Source organism: Synechococcus sp. 1G10 (assembly GCF_002252625.1).
GTDB lineage: Bacteria > Cyanobacteriota > Cyanobacteriia > PCC-6307 > Cyanobiaceae > Regnicoccus_A.
The window spans coordinates 1-16673 of sequence record NZ_NQKW01000027.1 but is presented as its reverse complement, the minus strand read 5'-3'; the positions used below and the strand labels follow the sequence as shown (position 1 = coordinate 16673).

The 16673-nt window shown below is 61.0% G+C and carries 26 protein-coding genes and 1 pseudogene; 22 read left to right on the top strand and 5 right to left on the bottom strand.

The annotated features are described in order from the left end of the window. Positions 1 to 59: 59 nt before the first annotated feature. Both CJZ82_RS15520 and CJZ82_RS15515 read left to right on the top strand, forming a co-directional pair. Positions 60 to 281: a DUF433 domain-containing protein gene (locus tag CJZ82_RS15520; protein ID WP_094556659.1), complete on the top strand. Its 222-nt coding sequence runs from the start codon at positions 60 to 62 to the stop codon at positions 279 to 281. Beyond that, positions 278 to 619: a DUF5615 family PIN-like protein gene (locus tag CJZ82_RS15515; protein WP_158218603.1), complete on the top strand. Its 342-nt coding sequence runs from the start codon at positions 278 to 280 to the stop codon at positions 617 to 619. The genes CJZ82_RS15520 and CJZ82_RS15515 overlap by 4 nt, the downstream gene beginning before the upstream one ends. On the opposite strand, the gene CJZ82_RS15510 is transcribed toward CJZ82_RS15515, so the two are convergent. Both CJZ82_RS15510 and CJZ82_RS15505 read right to left on the bottom strand, forming a co-directional pair. After that, positions 612 to 1007 carry a hypothetical protein gene (locus tag CJZ82_RS15510; protein WP_094556658.1) on the bottom strand — a complete coding sequence of 132 codons (396 nt, stop codon included), beginning with the start codon at positions 1005 to 1007 and terminating at the stop codon, positions 612 to 614. The two genes, CJZ82_RS15515 and CJZ82_RS15510, sit on opposite strands and share 8 nt — an antisense overlap. Positions 1008 to 1067: 60 nt before the next feature. Further along, a complete protein-coding gene (locus CJZ82_RS15505) occupies positions 1068 to 1781 on the bottom strand; it encodes a hypothetical protein (protein WP_094556657.1) in 714 nt (237 codons plus the stop codon). A 618-nt stretch (positions 1782 to 2399) separates the two neighbouring features. Here CJZ82_RS15505 and CJZ82_RS19165 point away from each other — a divergent pair. The 5 genes from CJZ82_RS19165 to CJZ82_RS15490 all read left to right on the top strand — a co-directional run bounded on the left by CJZ82_RS19165 (position 2400) and on the right by CJZ82_RS15490 (position 3773). Further along, positions 2400 to 2801, top strand: a complete 402-nt coding sequence (locus CJZ82_RS19165; RefSeq protein ID WP_233130302.1) for a Rad52/Rad22 family DNA repair protein — start codon at positions 2400 to 2402, stop codon at positions 2799 to 2801. Continuing rightward, entirely contained in the window at positions 2684 to 3007 is a 324-nt protein-coding gene (locus CJZ82_RS19160) for a Rad52/Rad22 family DNA repair protein (RefSeq protein ID WP_369820095.1), read from the top strand. The genes CJZ82_RS19165 and CJZ82_RS19160 overlap by 118 nt, the downstream gene beginning before the upstream one ends. Beyond that, a complete protein-coding gene (locus CJZ82_RS19155) occupies positions 2937 to 3140 on the top strand; it encodes a hypothetical protein (RefSeq protein ID WP_233130310.1) in 204 nt (67 codons plus the stop codon). Before CJZ82_RS19160 ends, CJZ82_RS19155 begins: the two co-directional genes overlap by 71 nt. A 132-nt stretch (positions 3141 to 3272) precedes the next feature. Continuing rightward, a complete protein-coding gene (locus CJZ82_RS15495; RefSeq protein WP_233130300.1) occupies positions 3273 to 3452 on the top strand; it encodes a DUF433 domain-containing protein in 180 nt (59 codons plus the stop codon). Further along, the gene (locus CJZ82_RS15490; RefSeq protein WP_094556655.1) at positions 3453 to 3773 is read left to right on the top strand and encodes a DUF5615 family PIN-like protein; all 321 of its coding nucleotides are present in this window, start codon (positions 3453 to 3455) and stop codon (positions 3771 to 3773) included. It begins immediately after the preceding gene. Positions 3774 to 3902: 129 nt separating this feature from the next. On the opposite strand, the gene CJZ82_RS15485 is transcribed toward CJZ82_RS15490, so the two are convergent. Beyond that, on the bottom strand, positions 3903 to 4646 hold the full coding sequence (locus tag CJZ82_RS15485; RefSeq protein WP_094556654.1) for an SIMPL domain-containing protein: 744 nt from the start codon (positions 4644 to 4646) through the stop codon (positions 3903 to 3905). A gap of 238 nt (positions 4647 to 4884) precedes the next feature. Here CJZ82_RS15485 and CJZ82_RS19410 point away from each other — a divergent pair, with 238 nt between their 5' ends. From CJZ82_RS19410 to CJZ82_RS19145, 13 genes and pseudogenes are all read left to right on the top strand, one after another. Beyond that, positions 4885 to 5535: an ISAs1 family transposase gene (locus CJZ82_RS19410; RefSeq protein ID WP_094556653.1), complete on the top strand. Its 651-nt coding sequence runs from the start codon at positions 4885 to 4887 to the stop codon at positions 5533 to 5535. Beyond that, positions 5532 to 6059, top strand: a complete 528-nt coding sequence (locus CJZ82_RS19405) for an ISAs1 family transposase (RefSeq protein WP_094556652.1) — start codon at positions 5532 to 5534, stop codon at positions 6057 to 6059. The genes CJZ82_RS19410 and CJZ82_RS19405 overlap by 4 nt, the downstream gene beginning before the upstream one ends. Before the next feature lie 652 nt (positions 6060 to 6711). Then, positions 6712 to 7260, top strand: a complete 549-nt coding sequence (locus tag CJZ82_RS15470) for a hypothetical protein (RefSeq protein ID WP_094556651.1) — start codon at positions 6712 to 6714, stop codon at positions 7258 to 7260. Beyond that, positions 7257 to 7478, top strand: coding sequence for a hypothetical protein (locus CJZ82_RS15465; RefSeq protein WP_094556650.1), 222 nt, complete (start codon positions 7257 to 7259; stop codon positions 7476 to 7478). Before CJZ82_RS15470 ends, CJZ82_RS15465 begins: the two co-directional genes overlap by 4 nt. Then, positions 7478 to 8728: a hypothetical protein gene (locus CJZ82_RS15460; protein ID WP_094556649.1), complete on the top strand. Its 1251-nt coding sequence runs from the start codon at positions 7478 to 7480 to the stop codon at positions 8726 to 8728. The genes CJZ82_RS15465 and CJZ82_RS15460 overlap by 1 nt, the downstream gene beginning before the upstream one ends. A 159-nt stretch (positions 8729 to 8887) precedes the next feature. Beyond that, positions 8888 to 9328 (top strand): hypothetical protein, encoded by a 441-nt coding sequence (locus CJZ82_RS18070; protein WP_143593706.1) that lies wholly within the window; start codon positions 8888 to 8890, stop codon positions 9326 to 9328. Next, entirely contained in the window at positions 9325 to 9906 is a 582-nt protein-coding gene (locus CJZ82_RS15450) for a hypothetical protein (RefSeq protein ID WP_094556647.1), read from the top strand. The genes CJZ82_RS18070 and CJZ82_RS15450 overlap by 4 nt, the downstream gene beginning before the upstream one ends. After that, positions 9903 to 10235 (top strand): phage minor head protein, encoded by a 333-nt coding sequence (locus tag CJZ82_RS15445; protein WP_158218601.1) that lies wholly within the window; start codon positions 9903 to 9905, stop codon positions 10233 to 10235. The genes CJZ82_RS15450 and CJZ82_RS15445 overlap by 4 nt, the downstream gene beginning before the upstream one ends. Before the next feature lie 632 nt (positions 10236 to 10867). Continuing rightward, the gene (locus tag CJZ82_RS18065; RefSeq protein WP_143593705.1) at positions 10868 to 11503 is read left to right on the top strand and encodes a hypothetical protein; all 636 of its coding nucleotides are present in this window, start codon (positions 10868 to 10870) and stop codon (positions 11501 to 11503) included. 2 nt (positions 11504 to 11505) lie between these two features. Next, positions 11506 to 11733 carry a hypothetical protein gene (locus CJZ82_RS15440; RefSeq protein ID WP_094556645.1) on the top strand — a complete coding sequence of 76 codons (228 nt, stop codon included), beginning with the start codon at positions 11506 to 11508 and terminating at the stop codon, positions 11731 to 11733. 239 nt (positions 11734 to 11972) lie between these two features. Then, positions 11973 to 12887: a hypothetical protein gene (locus CJZ82_RS15435; protein WP_094556644.1), complete on the top strand. Its 915-nt coding sequence runs from the start codon at positions 11973 to 11975 to the stop codon at positions 12885 to 12887. Positions 12888 to 13530: 643 nt separating this feature from the next. After that, positions 13531 to 14358, top strand: a pseudogene (locus tag CJZ82_RS19675) (transposase); the annotation flags it as partial. 74 nt (positions 14359 to 14432) lie between these two features. Beyond that, positions 14433 to 14612 carry a hypothetical protein gene (locus tag CJZ82_RS19145; protein ID WP_233130299.1) on the top strand — a complete coding sequence of 60 codons (180 nt, stop codon included), beginning with the start codon at positions 14433 to 14435 and terminating at the stop codon, positions 14610 to 14612. Positions 14613 to 14714: 102 nt separating this feature from the next. On the opposite strand, the gene CJZ82_RS19140 is transcribed toward CJZ82_RS19145, so the two are convergent. After that, entirely contained in the window at positions 14715 to 15266 is a 552-nt protein-coding gene (locus tag CJZ82_RS19140) for a hypothetical protein (RefSeq protein ID WP_143593704.1), read from the bottom strand. A 327-nt stretch (positions 15267 to 15593) separates the two neighbouring features. Here CJZ82_RS19140 and CJZ82_RS15410 point away from each other — a divergent pair, with 327 nt between their 5' ends. After that, entirely contained in the window at positions 15594 to 15845 is a 252-nt protein-coding gene (locus CJZ82_RS15410; RefSeq protein WP_094556642.1) for a DUF1651 domain-containing protein, read from the top strand. Positions 15846 to 16063: 218 nt separating this feature from the next. Here the strand turns inward: CJZ82_RS15410 and CJZ82_RS15405 are convergent, their stop codons facing one another. Then, positions 16064 to 16378, bottom strand: coding sequence for an MTH1187 family thiamine-binding protein (locus CJZ82_RS15405; protein WP_369820092.1), 315 nt, complete (start codon positions 16376 to 16378; stop codon positions 16064 to 16066). A gap of 10 nt (positions 16379 to 16388) precedes the next feature. On the opposite strand from CJZ82_RS15405, the gene CJZ82_RS15400 reads away from it, so the two are divergent. Then, positions 16389 to 16586, top strand: a complete 198-nt coding sequence (locus tag CJZ82_RS15400; RefSeq protein WP_094556641.1) for a hypothetical protein — start codon at positions 16389 to 16391, stop codon at positions 16584 to 16586. Positions 16587 to 16673 lie beyond the last annotated feature (87 nt).

Sequence of the window (16673 nt, the reverse complement as noted above, 5' to 3'; positions counted from 1 at the left end):
AGGGGCGCCGTGGTCTGGGCCCTCCGCTCCACCTAGCATCACCTCAGGAGGCCTGGAGCATGGAGCGAATCGTCGTAGAGCCAGATATCTGCAATGGCCAGCCGACCATCAAGGGCACCCGTATAACGGCTCGGACGGTGCTGGAGTTCCTGGCTGCTGGCGATGCCATCGAGGATGTGCTTGAGGAGTATCCGACCCTGACCCGGGATGACATCCTGGCCTGCATCCGCTTCTCCTCGGATCTGATGGGCCATCAGTTCTCGCTGCAAAGCGTCGCTTGAAGGGCTTCATCTTTGACGAGAATGTGCCAAGGCAGCTGCGCTTCCAGCCGTCCCTCCCATTCACCCATGTGGCTGAACTTGGCCGAGGTATGAGTGATGGGGAGATCTGGGAGTACGCCCGGTTGCAGGAGCTGGTGATCGTGACGAAGGACACTGACTTCTCGAATCGCATCATGCTCCAGACGCCACCTCCGTGGGTGGTGCACCTGCGCTTCGGGAACATGCGCCGCAGCGAGTTTCAGGCATTTCTTGCCAGGATATGGATGCGAATCGAGGCGCTGTTGCCTCATAACAAACTGGTGAATGTGTACCTCGATCGAATCGAGGCGATCAAGTAGCAGGTCCTGATGCCTGCGCCTGGCGTTCACCCAGAAGACGGGCCGCCTTGTCGAAGGCGTCATCCACCACTTCATCTCCGCACGACTTGCTGTAGGCCGCCAGGTGGGTTTCCACCGTGTGGCCCATGGCGGCCGCCACGACTTTTGGTGGCAGGTCGCAGATCACATGGGCACGGTGCGCATAGCCATGCCGGCAGGAGTAGAGCACCAATTTCTCCCCGTCCAGCGCATATCGGTGGCGGAGCTGATCCCAGAGGGGGCGACGCCGGAGGTAATTCTTGAGGTCCTGGGACCCGAAGCCGGGCCGCATCGGTGGCATCCGAGTGGAGCTGAACGACTCTTCCAGCCGCCAATTCTGGGCCCAGGCATCGCAGGGAAGAACCCGCAACGGCCGGGGTCTGGTGCTGCCGCGGAAAGACACCTTGGCGTAATTGCACCACAGGCGGCCTTACCGCAACTCCAGATGCTGCAGCTCTTCTGGCCTCAGTCCAAAGCTGGCCAGCAGCTGGACGGCATTGCGCCAGCGCGTATCGGGAATCGATTCCACCAGCAGGAGGATGTCGTCGACACCAATCGGTGTGGTGACCGATTTGGGCTCCCGGCGCCGGCCGGTGTAGCTGGAGAGCACCAGCGGGGGCGCCCATTCCTGCGGCAGCCGCTCATTGTCCACAGCCCAGCGCAGCAAGGCGGCAGCCTGCTGCACCACCACCTGGCGCCCCCGGGAGCCGGGCTGATCCTTGAGCCGCTGGGTCAGCAGCTCCAGCAGTTGGCGCGGGGTCGAGGGCTTGGTTTTGCCTTTGGTGGCTTCCACCAACCGCTGCATGCGGGCGGCATAGGTCCTCTCCCAGGTCGTCTGCTTGATCAGACCGCTGCTGATCTTGTGGTCCCGGTACTGCGCGACCAACCCCTGCCAGTCCGTGGCCTGAATAGGTTCGACCACGTCCTCTGGCGTGCTGTCGTCTTCCTCTAGAGAGGCCGATCCTGTGGCCAGAGCGATGCATTGATCCAGAGGAATCCCGCGCGCGAAGGAGGCGTGGATCGCCAGCACAGACGTATGGATGTCTTGCCGAGAAGCCGCCTCCCAGGGGATGGGGAGCACTCGCTGGAGACGTTTGCCGCCCGTGACCCGCTCCGAGAGATTGAGCAGCGCACGCCCGCGCATTTCCGACAGGCTCCAGCCGCTCCGCGAGCCGAGGTCACATTGGAGAGCCGAACGCAGGGCAGCGACCCAGTGCTCACGGGGCAAAAGACCCCCCTTGCAAGAGAAAGTGCAAGAGAAAGTGCAAGAGAAACTAGCTCAAGCCGTGGCACAGCGAGGCAACATGAGGCACCCGGTGGCACCCCCAAACATAGTGAGCACAAGGCTTTTCAGCGAAGATCCCAGTCAGCGACAACGGCCTCCCAGATCGGTTCCACAGAGGTTTGGGAGCACTAGGTCGCAGGTTCGAATCCTGTCGCCCCGACTGCAGTTACACCAAGGGTTCTCGGCAAAACCGGGAACCCTTGTTTTTTGACTTGCAAGAAATGTGCAAGAGAAACTCGCCTCTTGCTGTCCTTTCAAGGATTTTAGGGCCGACCCGATCACGCCACGGCCCAGAAGCCATATCTGGTCAACCTGCCTGGCCAGCTGGGTTGAGCCTATCTCCCGCAAACCAGGCCGCTGGCCCTCACCGGATCACATCCACTGCAGCGAACCGCCCTGCTGGGTGTTGATCGAACCTCCGCCACATACCCCTGCCAACTGATCCCGAAGCCTCTGCCCACCCACCACCTCGCCGCCATGACCTGCACATTTTCCCCTGAGCAGATCAGTGCCCTCGCCACCCCCCTCGATCGCGGCAAGGTTCGCCAGCGCGAACAGGGCCGCGCCAAGGTCAGCTGTCTCGAGGGCTGGCAGGTAACTGCGGAAGCCAACCGGATCTTCGGGTTCGACGGTTGGCAGCGCGAGACGGTTGTGCTGCGGTTCGTCTGGCAGGCGGAACGGCGCATCGGCCGTGAGCCGAGCAAGCCTTCCGATCCACCGCAACGCGACGCGACGGCTGGGGCGTCACCTACACCGCCCGGGTGCGGGTGGTCGTCGGCGGAATCGTGCGGGAAGGCTGCGGTGTCGGCCACGGCATTGATGTCGACCTGGGCCAGGCCCATGAATCCGCCCTCAAGGAAGCGGAAACCGATGCAATGAAACGGGCGCTGATGACCTTCGGGAACCCATTCGGCCTGGCGCTTTACGACAAGCAGCAGTGCCAGCAACGGCACGCGGTCGATCCATCGCAGCCCCTCGCCTGCCGCCCCAATCGCCAGCGACTACCCCGGACGAATGCCTCTCGACACGGCCACCACCCGCCAGATCCTGGACACCCTGCGGGGTCTACCCAGGCCGGTGCTTGAAAGCTTCACCAAGGCGTTCCGCAAGCGGTTCCAGGTGCCCGCCGATCCCACCTCCATCGCGTATCGGATTTGCCAGAAGCGCCACCACGACTGGATCGAGACGTATTCGGTTCAGCAGCAGGCTGTCGCCTGAGATCCAGTCATCCGGCAGCTCAGATCGGGTGAGCTACCTACGATTTGCAAGTCCGGCCGCCCTGAGGGCCATGACCATGAAAACCGATCTGGGCTGGGCGGCTGCAGTGCTGTGGAGCGGGATCCTCAGCGTGTGAGCGGAGCCTGGGTGTTCCGCGGTACCCGTATTCTGGTGGCGGCTCTGTTCGAAAACCTGGAAGACGGGGTCTCCTTGGCTGAGTTCGTCGAACTGTTCCCAGGCGTGAGCCTCGAGCAGTCACGGCTGGTCCTGAAGCACGCCGCTCGGAGCACCGCTGCTGCTGCACTGGCCTGAGTGCGGATCCTGTTTGACCAGGGGACACCCGTTCCCCTCCGCCGTTCACTGAGCGGCCATGTGGTGGTCACGGCTTATGAGCTGGGTTGGTCGACCGTTACCAATGGCGAGCTGATTCGCCTGGCGGAGCAGGAGGGCTACGAGCTACTGATCACCGCCGATACGAACCTGCGATATCAGCAGAACCTGAGCGGGCGCAGCATTGCGATCCTGGTGCTGACAACAACCAGCTGGCCGCGGATTCGGGAGGTCAAAGGCGAGCCCCAGGCAGCGGTCGCCGCCATCAAAAGCGGCGGCTACGAGCAACTGTTCATTCCCTGAACACCTCAGCGCTGCAGCAGCCAGCGCGGCAGCGACAGGCCGATGATCAGCCCGATGCCGGTGTTTCACAGCAATAAGGGCCGCTGTGAGGTGGATGGCTTTTATTGGACAGCCAGTGCTGATTTGCCCTCACTCCACCCGGAAGGTCACGCCCATCACGGCGGTGATGTCTTTCTCAATCGTGGTGGTGTCATAGGAGCCGTAGCTGCTCATCTCGGTGGAATTGGGCACGGTGATCTGGAACGAGCCGGTGTCGGCCTGGGTGATCACGCCGATGCGGGAGCCGGCCTGGCGGGCGATCTCGCGGGCGCGTTGCCGGGCATCACGGGTGGCCTTGGCTAGCATATCCACCCGCTTTTCGGAGAGCCTGGTGTAGGCCGGATCGTTGATGGTGAGCGGCACCCCCTGACCCACGAGCTCACCGATCTGCTGGGCCACCGCGGCCACCTTCTCCACCTCAGGGCTGCTGATGCGGATCTGCTGGCGGGTAGTGAAGGTGGTGGATTGCAGCTCACCGGTGCGGGAGTCGCGCACGTCTGCCTTTTCGGACTTGATTGGGTTGAGGCTGATGGCATCGGCGGCGATGCCCTGCTGCCGCAGGAAGGCGGTGGTGCGCTGCACCTCAGGCTGCAGTTCCTGATAAGAGTTCTGCAGGGTTGGTGCGCTCCGGGCCACTTCCACGGTCCAGTCCGCGTAGTCGCTGCTGATGCGCTCGGTGCTGGAACCGGTCACGGTGATGGTGTCGTTGCCGCGGCGGATGCCCTTCACGAGCACACTGCTGGCCACCACCAGCCCCGTGGCCAGCACCGCCATGGCGAACACCAGCGGTGGCGTGCGGCGCAGGGTGTTCACAAGCGGGGAGAGTCGACCCATGGCCCCGGTGGTTGGCTGAGCTAGTTGTTCATTCTGGATGGGTGGCTCAAGAGTCGCCACGGGGCTTCATGCTCCAGCAGCCCTGGCCCGTTTGGAAAGTCTTGAACCGGGAAGGCGTCATGACATCGCCAGATCGGCCAACCATGCCCATCGTCACAACACCTTGCCAGTGGCCAGTCCCTGCTGACCCAGGGCTGATTCAAAGTGTGTCACAAGCGCTCTGGCCTGAGCTGCCTGGATGGGGTTTGGTCGGTGGTACCGCCCCGTCCTTGTGCCCGAAACCGCCTCTGCCGCAACGGATCTTGATCTGATCAGCTTCCTCAAGACGATTCCGGATGCGCGAATGCTGCGAGGGGTGCGCATTCCGGCCTGGTACCTGCTGCTGGTGGCGGTGCTGGGCATCCTGAGTGGCTGTGAAAGCTTGCGAGATCTGGAGCGGTTCGCTCGGCGCCACCATTCGGCGCTCACTCAGCAGCTGGGACTTGAACTGCGGCGGCCCCCATCGGATTCAGCGTTCCGCTACTTCTTCCTGCAGGTGGATGTCGCGGTCCTGTGCGCGACCATCCGTGACTGGACGATCGCCCAGATCCCAGGTGGGGCAGTGGATCTCGATCAGCTTGTGTGTGACGGCAAGACCTTGCGGGGCTCGATCGAGCCCACACCCGGCGGTGGTTCGGCATTCATCGCCCAGGTAACGCTGTATTCAGCCGCGCTGGGGGTGGCGATCTCTCAGGCCTGCTACGCCACCGGCGAGAACCATGAGCGTGCGGTGCTGCGGCAGCTGCTCGGGGAGCTGGATCTCGACGGCGTGTTGATTCAGGCGGATGCGCTCCATACGCAGCGCCCGTTTTTCAACTCCTCCAGGAGCAGGGGGCCGACTTCCTCCTGACGGTCAAGGCGAATCAGAAGACCCTGCATCGCCAGATCCGCAGCCAGTTCCAGGGAAAGCGGAAGATCCCTTTCGTGGCAACCGATCACGAGATCAGCCATGGCCGCGACATCACCTGGACGCTGCGGGCGAAAGAGGCGCCGGAGCACATCCAGGAGGCCTGGAGCGGCACCAGCTGGATCGTGGATGTGACCGCCGATGGCACCCGTGATGGCAAGCCATTTCACGCCACCCACCTGTTCATCACCAGCCTGCGCACCACGCCAGAAGCCATGCTGCGACAGGTACGGGACCGTTGGAGCATTGAGAGCTGGCACTGGATCCGCGATACCCAGCTCCACGAGGACGCCCACCGTTACCGGGGCAATGGAGCTGGGGCGATGGCCACGCTCAGGACGGCAGCCCTCAACCTGCTGCGCTTGGACGGGTTTCAGTCGATCCGGGCAGGCATGCAGGCGGTGATGCACGACATCACGTCGCTTCTGGCGATGGCACTTCGACAACCCAGCCAAGAGCCGAATTAATACTTTGAATCAGCCCTGCGACTGACCCTGAGACAACGGCGCCAGGCTGCGCAAATCATGCCGCAGACGCCATCCGCTACTCCATCACGCTAAGGGCATCTCGTCTCACAACTCAAGACACCAACTTCCGTATTTACTAAGTGTTCTACCCGCAGGACCAACACCTACAGCAGCAGCTACGGCAGCGCATTGCATTATCTAATGCACAGCGTGAGCAGTTCGTAGCATTTGAGCAGCAGCGCAATACAGCAGCACAAGACACACTCCAAACCTACAGCAGCTCCTGGCAAGGCATATCCCCAGGCGATACGGTGCTACTGCACGAAGTGCTCACACCAGAATACATAGGCATCAGCCTGATGTTTGATGGTGAGCCCCTACAGCTTGATGGACGGCTAACACGTATTGACGGCTCACGCGGGCATGTCACTATCAACATTGACGGCATTGATGTATCACAGTCACTATTGCGAGGCTTCATTGTCAGTACATTACCAGGACCTGCAAGTCGGTGGCGTAGCAGTGCAAAGTCTGCCCTGCAGGTAGCAGCACATCGAGCAGGTGCAAGCCCCCCGCCCCCACCGCAGTTCTGGACTTGAAGTATTGACGTGCAGGCGTAGACTCAGCAGGCAGGCAATAGCACATCCGCCGCATGATTCAGCGCACCGCAGCACTCCTGAAGCGATGGGCAAGTTACAAGCCCAGCACACCGCTGCCTGTGGTGATTACGGACCTGCCTGAAATTGAGCGGCTGCAGTTGCAGGATGCTGACCCTGAACTGCACAGCCTGCTGTCAGGCACTGCCCCTGCCGAGCTGGAGCTGTCTGCCATTGATGGCACGCTGCCGAGCGCCCCACCTGCTCCCCCGAGTCCACAGGAGCAAGCGCAGCAGGAAGCAGAGAGCTGGCTGGCGGCAAATGGCAACCCATGGGGTATGCCTGCCAGCTACTCACCCACGGGTGAGCTGATGCCTGGCGTCCAGCCGAACTTCACGGCGCAGCTCTGGATGCAGAGCAATGCCCCTGAGCTGGCAGCAAAGCTGCAATCTGCATCTGTTGCCGCCGACCCACGTGATGCGCAGACGCGCTCCAGGGAGCAGTTTGAGCAGCAGCAGAACGCCACTGCAGCCGCTGCCAGCGCACGGCTGACTTCACTGGTTGCCAGCGGCATGGGCAGGCTTCATGGAGCGCCGCAGCTATGAGCTACGCGCATCCATGGCTGATTGGACCGGCGGCTGAGCTACGGCAGCAGGAGCAGGAGCAGCACGCCCGCCAGCAGCAGCTTCACCATCAGCAGGAGCGTCACATCACTGCCCGCTGCAGGAGCCTGATGAACGGCACCCCGCTCCCCCGTGAGCCACGACTGAGCAGCCTTGCCCGCGCTGGTGCCTACATCCGCGCCACCCCCGTATCCCCGTGATGCCCGTGTTCACCTTCAGAGGCACGCAGATTGACGCCCCGACGTATGAGGCAGCGATTGCTGAGTACGCCGCCATGCAAGCTGCTGCAGCCCCCACCGAGCCCCCAGCACCTGCTCCCCCTGTGGAGCCCACAGTGGAGCCCACTGCCGATACGGACGGGCTGCTGATGCTGACGGCACTGGCTGAACGTCTTGATGCAGTGGAGAACAGCCCTGCCGCCAGCCGCAGCGACCTGCTGAGCCTGCAGGCTGAACTGCAGCGATGGAGTGCGCAGGCAGCCAGGGTGAGCCTGACTCACCAGGAGCTGGCATCCCTGGCGGACCAGACCATTGCCCGCATTGATGCCACTGCCACTGCCGCTGATGCCCGCCTGCAGGCACTCGACGCCCGCACGCTGGCAGCAGAGCAGCAGGTGGCAGAAGCCATCACCCGCAGTGACGGCACCGCTGCCGCCAATGTTGCCGCCACCGCCAGCACCATTGCCGACCTGCAGGCACGAGCACTGACGGGTGAATGGATGGGGCCTGAAGGGCAGCGGGGGGAGCGTGGGCTGGCAGCAGCAGGCTGCACTATTGCTGATGTATCACCTATCAGCATCACCCGTGAGAGCTTTGCCCAGCGCTACTTCGGGCGGGCTGAACTGCTGCCTGGTGATGCGTGCCTTGAAATCAGCAGTGCACGCAATGCTGTTATTGCCTGGCGGTATAACTCAGACGGCACGGGCTGGGAGGAAGGTGTCAGCATTGTGCCGAAGGTAGAGCTGGTTAATCAATCCTGGTCAGCAACAAGCAAGCTCGACACATCACAGACTGTTATCACCAACTTCAAGGGCAGTGTCGGCGGTCCTATCAAGCTGATGCAACATAGCCTGACGGGTGGTGCATTACTGCCGCTGGCAATAGCTTTTGATCAGTCGAGCATCATTTCTGAAGGCAGGGTACGTGGCTTTACTGCACATCTGCTGCTGGAGTCAACAGTAGCAGGCAATCAGGAGATGACACAAGTATCCTTCACCGCTACCCCTAGTCCTGGCGGGCAACCTGTATGGAGCGAGTATTCAGTCATCCCCAGCTCTGCCGCTGCACCTATTATCACCGACGTAAGACTTAACAATACCAGCAGGATTGCAGGTGTTGACAGCAACGGCTACTCTTACCCACCCAGCAATGGACTATCACTACAGATTGAAGTTGATAGGTCTGCTGATGTAGTCAGCGGTGATGTGTCGGCACTGCGGGAGATGCCGTGAGCACAGCACTGGAAGACATGATGATGCAGGCATTGCGCAAGCGTGCAATAGCTCAAGGCGTCAATCCCGACTTGCATACCAGGGCGGAGCTGGTGGAGTTGATGTGGAACCCACCTGCTGTCACCCTTGCGGGTGAACGTACACACGGGGAGTTGTGGCATGAGTAAGCGTCCTGCAAGTGGGATAAACGAGACTGAACTGCGTGTAAAGAATCTCATTGCACGAAGGCAGTCACTAGCACTGACTCTGCGTAGCCTGCTGCGTGACTGGGAGCTGCTAAAGGTACCTGAGACGCTTCAGATGTATCAACGCACTGAAGTGAGCTATCTGAATACTGCACAGCAATGGTTACTGCATCAACCATTGCGCTCTCCTGAGCAGATGCGACTGGACAGACAGCACGCTGCGATGCAGACAGAAGTACGTCTGACGCCTAAGGAGCAGCGTGAGATTGATGCTGAATGTGATGGCAGCAACTGCAGTGCAATCTGTGCACCACCACCACCTGCTCCCCCTGCGCCGCCCGAGCCTGAACTGACGGGACTTCAGCGCCGCCTGCAACGCATCGCCCACGCCATCACCGCTTCCCCAGTCCAATGAGCAGGAAACGCCCGCCCAGCCGCCTGAAGCCGCTGCAGCAACCCACCCGTGAGTCAGCCAGTGCCCTTGCCAGCGCCCGCGCCACAGGCGGCACGGTGCTCGACCCAAACCTGATGCTCCGTGAGCACCGCAGCACCCTGCAGACCTGGGCTGGCTGGAAGACACCAGTGCAGCCCCGTGAAGCGTTCACCACACCAGCACCTGCTCTTGAACCCGTCCTGGTGGCAGAAGTCGGTGCACCCGCTGCGCGTCATGCCGTCAACCTGCGGCGCATCCTGACCCGCATTGAACGCGACACCATGCGAGCACTGAAGCCCGCCATTGCCAAGGCTGCCAAGGGTGTTGCCACCGTGATGGACGCACAGCCGCTGCTGAGCGATGTGGAGCTGACTGCTGCCCTGCAGCCGCTCAATGATGCGCTGCGCCGTGAACTCCTGCGGGTGCTGCCGCAGGTGGTGGACAGTGCCCGCCAGGAAGCAGCGAAGCTGACGCCCATCACCGCTGCCCCGCTGCCCAGTGAAGCCGAACTGCTCGACCTGGTGCTGGCTGGCACGTCATTGCGGGAGCTGCTCTCTTGAGCTTCCTGAGCGGGCTGGTATCGGCGTTCCGTGAAGGCATTGAGCGTGACAGGTTGGCGGGTGGCATCACAACGGCGGGGGAGCGGCTGGCGGATGTGCAGCGGCGCATCGAGACAGCGGTGGAAACACTGGTGTCCACAGGCGTCTGGGCTGCTGCCAATGCAGCTACCACCGCCGCAACTGAAACCAGCCGCTTTCGTATTGTTGTAATGCTGGATGAACGGACTTGCCCTATCTGCCTAGAGTTTGTCGGCAATATCTACGAGCAGGACAGTCTGCCTGCTGTGCCTGCACATTTCAGGTGCAGATGTAATGTATCTCCTGCTTGATGCTCAGCAATACCAGCACTATTGATGGCACTAGTGGAGTTCAATGCCGGCATGTAGTTTCAGGTATAAGCTGCACTGGATATCCAAACTACCCGCCAGGGCTACTGCTAGGCTTGCCAAAGTTGCCGCCAGACTGATGAAGCCACACCCACTCGATAACGACACTAGGCAATTTGCACGCCTTGCTGATGGTGCCTGGCAAGTCATCTATGACGCTGATTATCGCGGCAAGGCATACCTAAGGCAGTGCCATAGAGCAAAGGTGTGAGAGCAGGGTGGGCAGATATACAGCACTATCACTCTGCTGGCAGGCAGTCTTGAAGCAGCAGTAGCAGCAGGTGAGTTGAAGCTGCAGGAGTTGGGCATCCTGCAGGCGGCAACAGACTGCCCCCCGCACCAGCTCCCTATGCCCGCCTGAACCTAAGCGTCCACACCTGCTAACTTCCGCCAGAAGCACTTCAGTGCAGCTCTGAAAAGCACTGTTATCGCTAGTATCAGCACCTGCTTTGCCAACCCTCGCTGGCTATGGCGTGGCTTGGTGGGATATGATAGCTTCAATTTGGCTGAGGTTGATAATGGCGCTTAGTAGCCTTAGCTCCAGGATTCCCCTTGTTCTTCTTCTTGGATGTTTGTTGTCCCCAAATGCCTTCGAGAAGGGACATGCCCAAGGGGTGCCAACCAATAATAGTGCCCGGAATAGCTCATTCTGGGGGGCAAATATTCTGCTTGCGCGAGCGAAGTGCCTGGAGCGAAAAGGGTTCAGTTACCAAAGCATTCTGACCACCTACGACAGCGTTCTTTTAAGAGAGCGTGGAATTTCTCAGGAAGACTTTCAGATGGCTTCAGAAATGGCGATATTCCCCGCACTAATCCCCTACCTTGATGACGATTGCAATTTGACGGGTAGCAGCCGCAAGATCGAAGAGGCAGGCAACGCTCTCATGAAATCTGGCAGGCAACGCATCAGAGAGATGCAGAACAGAGTTGATGCGCAACTTGAAGAAAACAAGCGGCTACAACAAAAAGTTGACGCCGCAAGAGAAGCAAGAATCCGCTTTCTTTCTGCTCCCCCTTGCTTAGGGAGAACTCAGGCAATCGCCACAGTAGAAAAAGAAGAAGCGGTCCAGAAATACTCCTCTATCCGTGAGTCTGGATTACTGGATATTGACGGGTTAGTAGATGGAGATATTCAGAAGTCGATTTTCTCACGTTTTGGTTGTAGGCCGTTCCTGATGCCAACAGCTCCTTTGCCGCCGAAGCTGCGGTAGTGATGGAACAACTTTGGGCGTTTCATCAGGCCAGGCGGCTGCGCCTGCTGGACCCCGACCCTCGCGCTGCCCGCTTGGAGGAGCTGCGGGCCCGCCTGGGGCCCCTGGTGCGTGCGATCCAGGAGCCAGGCCTCGACCCGCGCCAAAAGTCGATGCTGGCGGCTGAATACGAGCGAACGCTCGGCGCTGTGTTCGCCCTGGGCGATGAGCTGGAGGTGGAGCCGGACTGATCGCTAACAATCCGAAACCATACCGTTCAAGCAGATGCTCGACATGGACAGCGGCTGCGGCAGGGCGGGTATAGCTACCAGAATTGGGGTATGGCCTTGTCCCGTCGATCGCAATTTAAATACATTCGAGTTGGCTTATCGTATCGTTACGCAGCAAAGTATTGCAAAACCGTAATCTATTTAGACAGACTGATTCTTGGACGGTCATAATTAAAGACCCCAATCACAACTCTAGAGCTATGGCAAATCTTGCTGGCTTCGAGTTTACTCCCGGTAGTGACAGCGCCATTTCCAGTAGCGGCTGGTACGTCGATGGTGATCAAATTTCCGCACTTGCTGGCAATGACAACGTCACTGGAGTCGGCGTCGGCAGCAACGCCGGCATTTTAAATGATGGCACGATCGATACCGGCGTAGGCAACGACAGCGTCACCGGCAGCGGCGTCTACGGCGACGGCATTTATAATCGCAGCAGTATCTATACCGGCGAAGGCAACGACAGCGTCACCGGCGGAAGCAACTTTTCCAACGGCATTTCAAATGATGGCAGGATCGATACCGGCTTAGGCAACGACAGCGTCACCGGCAGCGGACCCTTCATCAGCATTGCAAATTATGACACCATCGATACCGGCGAAGGCAACGACAGCGTCACCGGCAGCGGAGGCAGCCTCGGCATTGTAAATTATGGCAGGATTGATACCGGCTTAGGCAACGACAGCGTCACCGGCAGCGGCAGCGACAACGGCATCATCAACCCCGGCACGATTAATACCGGCGCCGGTAACGACAGCGTCACCGGCAACGGCAACTTCGGCATCAATAATAGCGGCACGATCAATACCGGCGCCGGCAAAGATACAGTCAACGCCCTAGTAGGTGGCTTTTACGGAGGTGGGAGCGTGAACCTAGGAGATGGCAATGACACGCTCAAGGGTTTCGGGACCGGAAACTTCTTCGGCGGTACAGGGAAAGACAGGATCCTTTTTGGCGACGGTGAGTACACCATTATTGGCTCGACAATTATCCAAGGAACCACTGGTATGAACGTCTCAGATTTTGAATCCATCGGCGGAGCCGACGGCGGCCTCTTCGCCTTTGGCAACGGCACCCTCACAGTTACCGGTGGGATTGCAGCTTTTGCTGCGCCGTGACGGAGCACTCACCCGATTGGGTGAGCAGCTCCAACCGGCGGAATGGAGGCAGGAAGCGGATGGAGCTGGCTTAGTTCTGGACGGGTGGTAGCCCCGATGCGCTCGGGGCGGGTGGTGGTGGTCAAGCGGACGGCAGTCCTGTTGAAGCGGCAAAGTTGAACGGCTGGACTTCCAGCCAGATTTTGCATGATGCCCTGCGGCTCTGCGGCTCTGGCTACGCGACCGTTACCCAATCGCCTGTCCCCTTGTGCACTGTGCACAAAACCACCGCCCGCAGTGCCATCCCGTGCACACCTGTGCCCCAACTGCTCCAGTCCACCACTGAAAGCCCTTGCTACAACTACCGGATACAAGCGCAAGGTCTGCATGACCTGCCACTGGTTTCGCCATCACGCCGGGGTGAACTGCATCCCCCTGCTCACCTGCCATTGATGATTCCAGGACCCCACCAGCACGGGTCTGACCCATCACCTGCCTGACCCGGTCCGTTCTGGAGCGGTGTCTTTCGCGCTGACCTGTCGGTCTGTGCGGTGGGGCAACCAGCCGGGGAGTTTCGTGACCTCATAGGAGTCCGACGTTCCCGTCCCATCAATGGCCTGTCCATCTGCCCGGTTGGTTGCACCCCCTCCTGTCCCAAGAAGCCATGAGCGCAGCGCCGGCACCTGCCCCCGAGACCAGTACTGGCCCAGACGTCGTGATCGGCGTCGATACCCACAAGCTCATTCACATGGCAGTGGCCCTCAGCGCCAATGGCGGCTGGTTGGGCAGCCTCAAGCTGGATGCCAAGCGCAGTGGTTACGAGGAGCTGATCCGCTGGTCTGCTGAGTTCGGCAGCAGTCCGGTGTTCGCTGTGGAGGGCACCGGTTGCTACGGGGCTGGTCTCTGCCGATCTCTGCAATTAGCAGGGCTTGAGGTGGTGGAAGTGAACCGGCCTGATCGTTCCACCCGGCACCGGCGAGGTAAGGACGACACCATCGACGCGGAGGCAGCTGCCCGCTCCTTCATTGCCGGCCAATCGACCGTCATTCCCAAGGCAGGCAATGACCTGGTGGAGATGATCCGCATGCTCAAGGTGGTCAAGGATTCGGCCTCTGGCAACCGCACGGCAGCCCTCAATCAGTTGCACGCGATTGTTGTGACTGCACCGGCAGCGCTGCGGGAGAGGCTGCAGCGGCTCAAGGGCAAGGAGCTGGTGGAATGCTGCAGTGGCCTGCGCTCTGGAGAGATCAGCACGCCGCTGGCGGCAGCCAAGATGGCCCTGCGCGCTCTTGCCCGCCGCATTCAGCAGCTGGATCAGGAACTCAAGGAGACCCTGGCGCAGCTGGATCAGCTGACCATGCAGCACTGCCCGGAGCTGCGCAACACCTACGGCATCGGTGTGGACATCTCCGCCACCCTGGTTGTTGCGGTTGGTGACAACCAGGAGCGGCTGAAGTCGGAGGCATCGTTCGCGGCACTGTGCGGCGTCAATCCCCTGCCGGCCAGCTCCGGCAAGGTGGTGCGACATCGGCTGAATCGCAGCGGCACCGCCAGGCCAACTGTGCCTTGCACCGCATCGTCATCTGCCGGATGCAGCGGCACCAACAGACCAGGGACTATGTCGAGCGCCGCACCGCAGAGGGCCGCACAATCAGGGAGATCATCCGCTGCCTCAAGCGCTTTGTCGCCCGCGAGGTGTTCGGCATCCTGCGCGGGGGGCCTGCGGTGCGAACGGCACAGGCCTGATCAGCAGCCGGATTGGAACAGTCCTCCAGGCTCCCGCCGGAGCCGTTGCCTGCCCCTCCAAGGCAGGCGGCGGTTCCGGCGGAATCAGAGCCGGCCGGTGGTTCAGCTGTCGACGGGGATCAGCACGTCATGCAACTCGGTCCGCAGCGCCTGGCCTCGTTGCTCCGGCACAACGAGGACGACGGCCTTGGCCTTGATCAGATCGCTGTCTGCATCGATGGCCTCGCCATCGGCATCCCAGCTCTCCAGCGCTGCATCCAGCCAGCGGGTCTTGGTTTCCAGAAAAGTGATCGCGTCATCGGGACTCCAGCGGGCCTCGTTGCCGCGGCAGGGATAGCGCTGTAGAAGCTCGAGGATGCCGATCTCCTGCAGCTCAGGGGTGCCGGAAGGATCCCGCACCAGCACGGTGTCGGCATCAGTGGAGTTGCCGATCAGCTTCTGGATGTCGCTGCGATCGTCGTCCTCCTCCAGCTCCTGCCAATCCCTGAGATCAATGACCTTCTCCAGCAGGGCCTGCAATTCATCAATAGGCATCGGAGGCGCTTGTTTTGGCCTGGTGGGATGGGAAGCCAGCTCGATCAGGCCTTCCGCTGCCTCGATGATCTGCGTCAGCGACAAGTGCTCCGCCACCAGGGTGAAAGTGGTCTCGGTCAATTCCTCGAGTGGCAAACGCGGAGCATCCACGTCGTTTCGTACCCGATCGATAGCCTCCAAGAGGAGAAGCTGGTTCGATGTGGTGATCGGCTCCACAGGATGGGCAAGGCGGTATCGGCTCCATCCTTGCTGAGCTCAACCTGCTCCTCCAGTACCGGGCAACCACCAGCCGATCACGGAGGTATGGCGGGGCTTGACAATCCATAGGAGTGTCAGCTGCACCAGGGACTGCTGGCTCAGGGGGAGCACCTCACGCACCGCTGCCAGGGCTGGACCGACGACATGACACGCCAGCGGGGCTGGTGCCCGGAAGTGGCCTGAGGCGGCATGGCCATCAGCAAGGGACCACCCCTGTCGCCCAAAGACGGGTGGCTCAGCGACGGCCGCCAGGTGCTGCGTTTCCGCCCTACGCGCTGGGAGCGCACCTACCAGCGGCTGGAGATCACCAAGGGGGAGATTCTCCCGGGCGAACCGGTACCGCTGCTCAAGAACCGCCGGGAGATCAGCCGGGATGAGGCCCTCAAGCTGTGGGCCGCCAAGCGCCAGGAGGGCTGGAGCCCCTGCGAGCCCCAGTGGTGATGGGGTGGGGCCCAGGAGTGAGGTTTGCCGTACTGACACCACGGCCCAACGGATCTATCAATGAATCAGAGGCCTCGACCAGGGCGGCACCAACCAGTTCCCTGCAACCGGCCCTAGCCCTTGGCTTCTGCGCAGCAGTAGGGCGCCCGACACGGGGCGCCCTTTCTATATGGGCGCATTCAGCCTTTCCACAGCAGCGCCTCGATGCTGGTCACCTCTTAGTCGATCGGCTGGCCCCTATCGGTCCGGGTGGTGATCGTTGCGGTGGTGTAATCGTGACGGCAGCCAACGCCATAGTCCGTCCGATGGCAGGCCTCAATTGCGGCGAACACAGGGCACCACTCGCCCTCGATAGCAGTGCCGTTGGGGTGCAGCTGGATCTTGAGGCCGGCTTCCGTGAGCACCTTCTCGCAGGCGGCGATGTAGGGCGCCAGGTGCACGCCCACACCGATCGGGACGACGCACAGATCCACGATCACCTTCACGGTCAGCTCCTCTGGCTTGGATTGCTCCCATCGTGGGAAACGGTGCACAGGAGCTGCCGTGTCTGCTTTCCCTCTGCTAGTGATCGTGCATGCCCTGGCCGCCACGGTGTGGACCGGCGGGCATCTGGTGTTGGATCTGGGAGTGCTGCCCAGCGCGCTGCGGGAGCGAAGCGCGGCACCGATCCGCAGCTTCGAGGAGACGTTTGAGCCGCTGGGCCTCACCGCCCTGGCGATTCAGGTGCTGACGCAGGGCTGATTCAAAGTGTGTCACAGGCGCTCTGGCCTGAGCCGCACCCATGGGTTTTGGTCGGTGGGAGTGCTCCCTCCTTGTGCCCGAAACCTC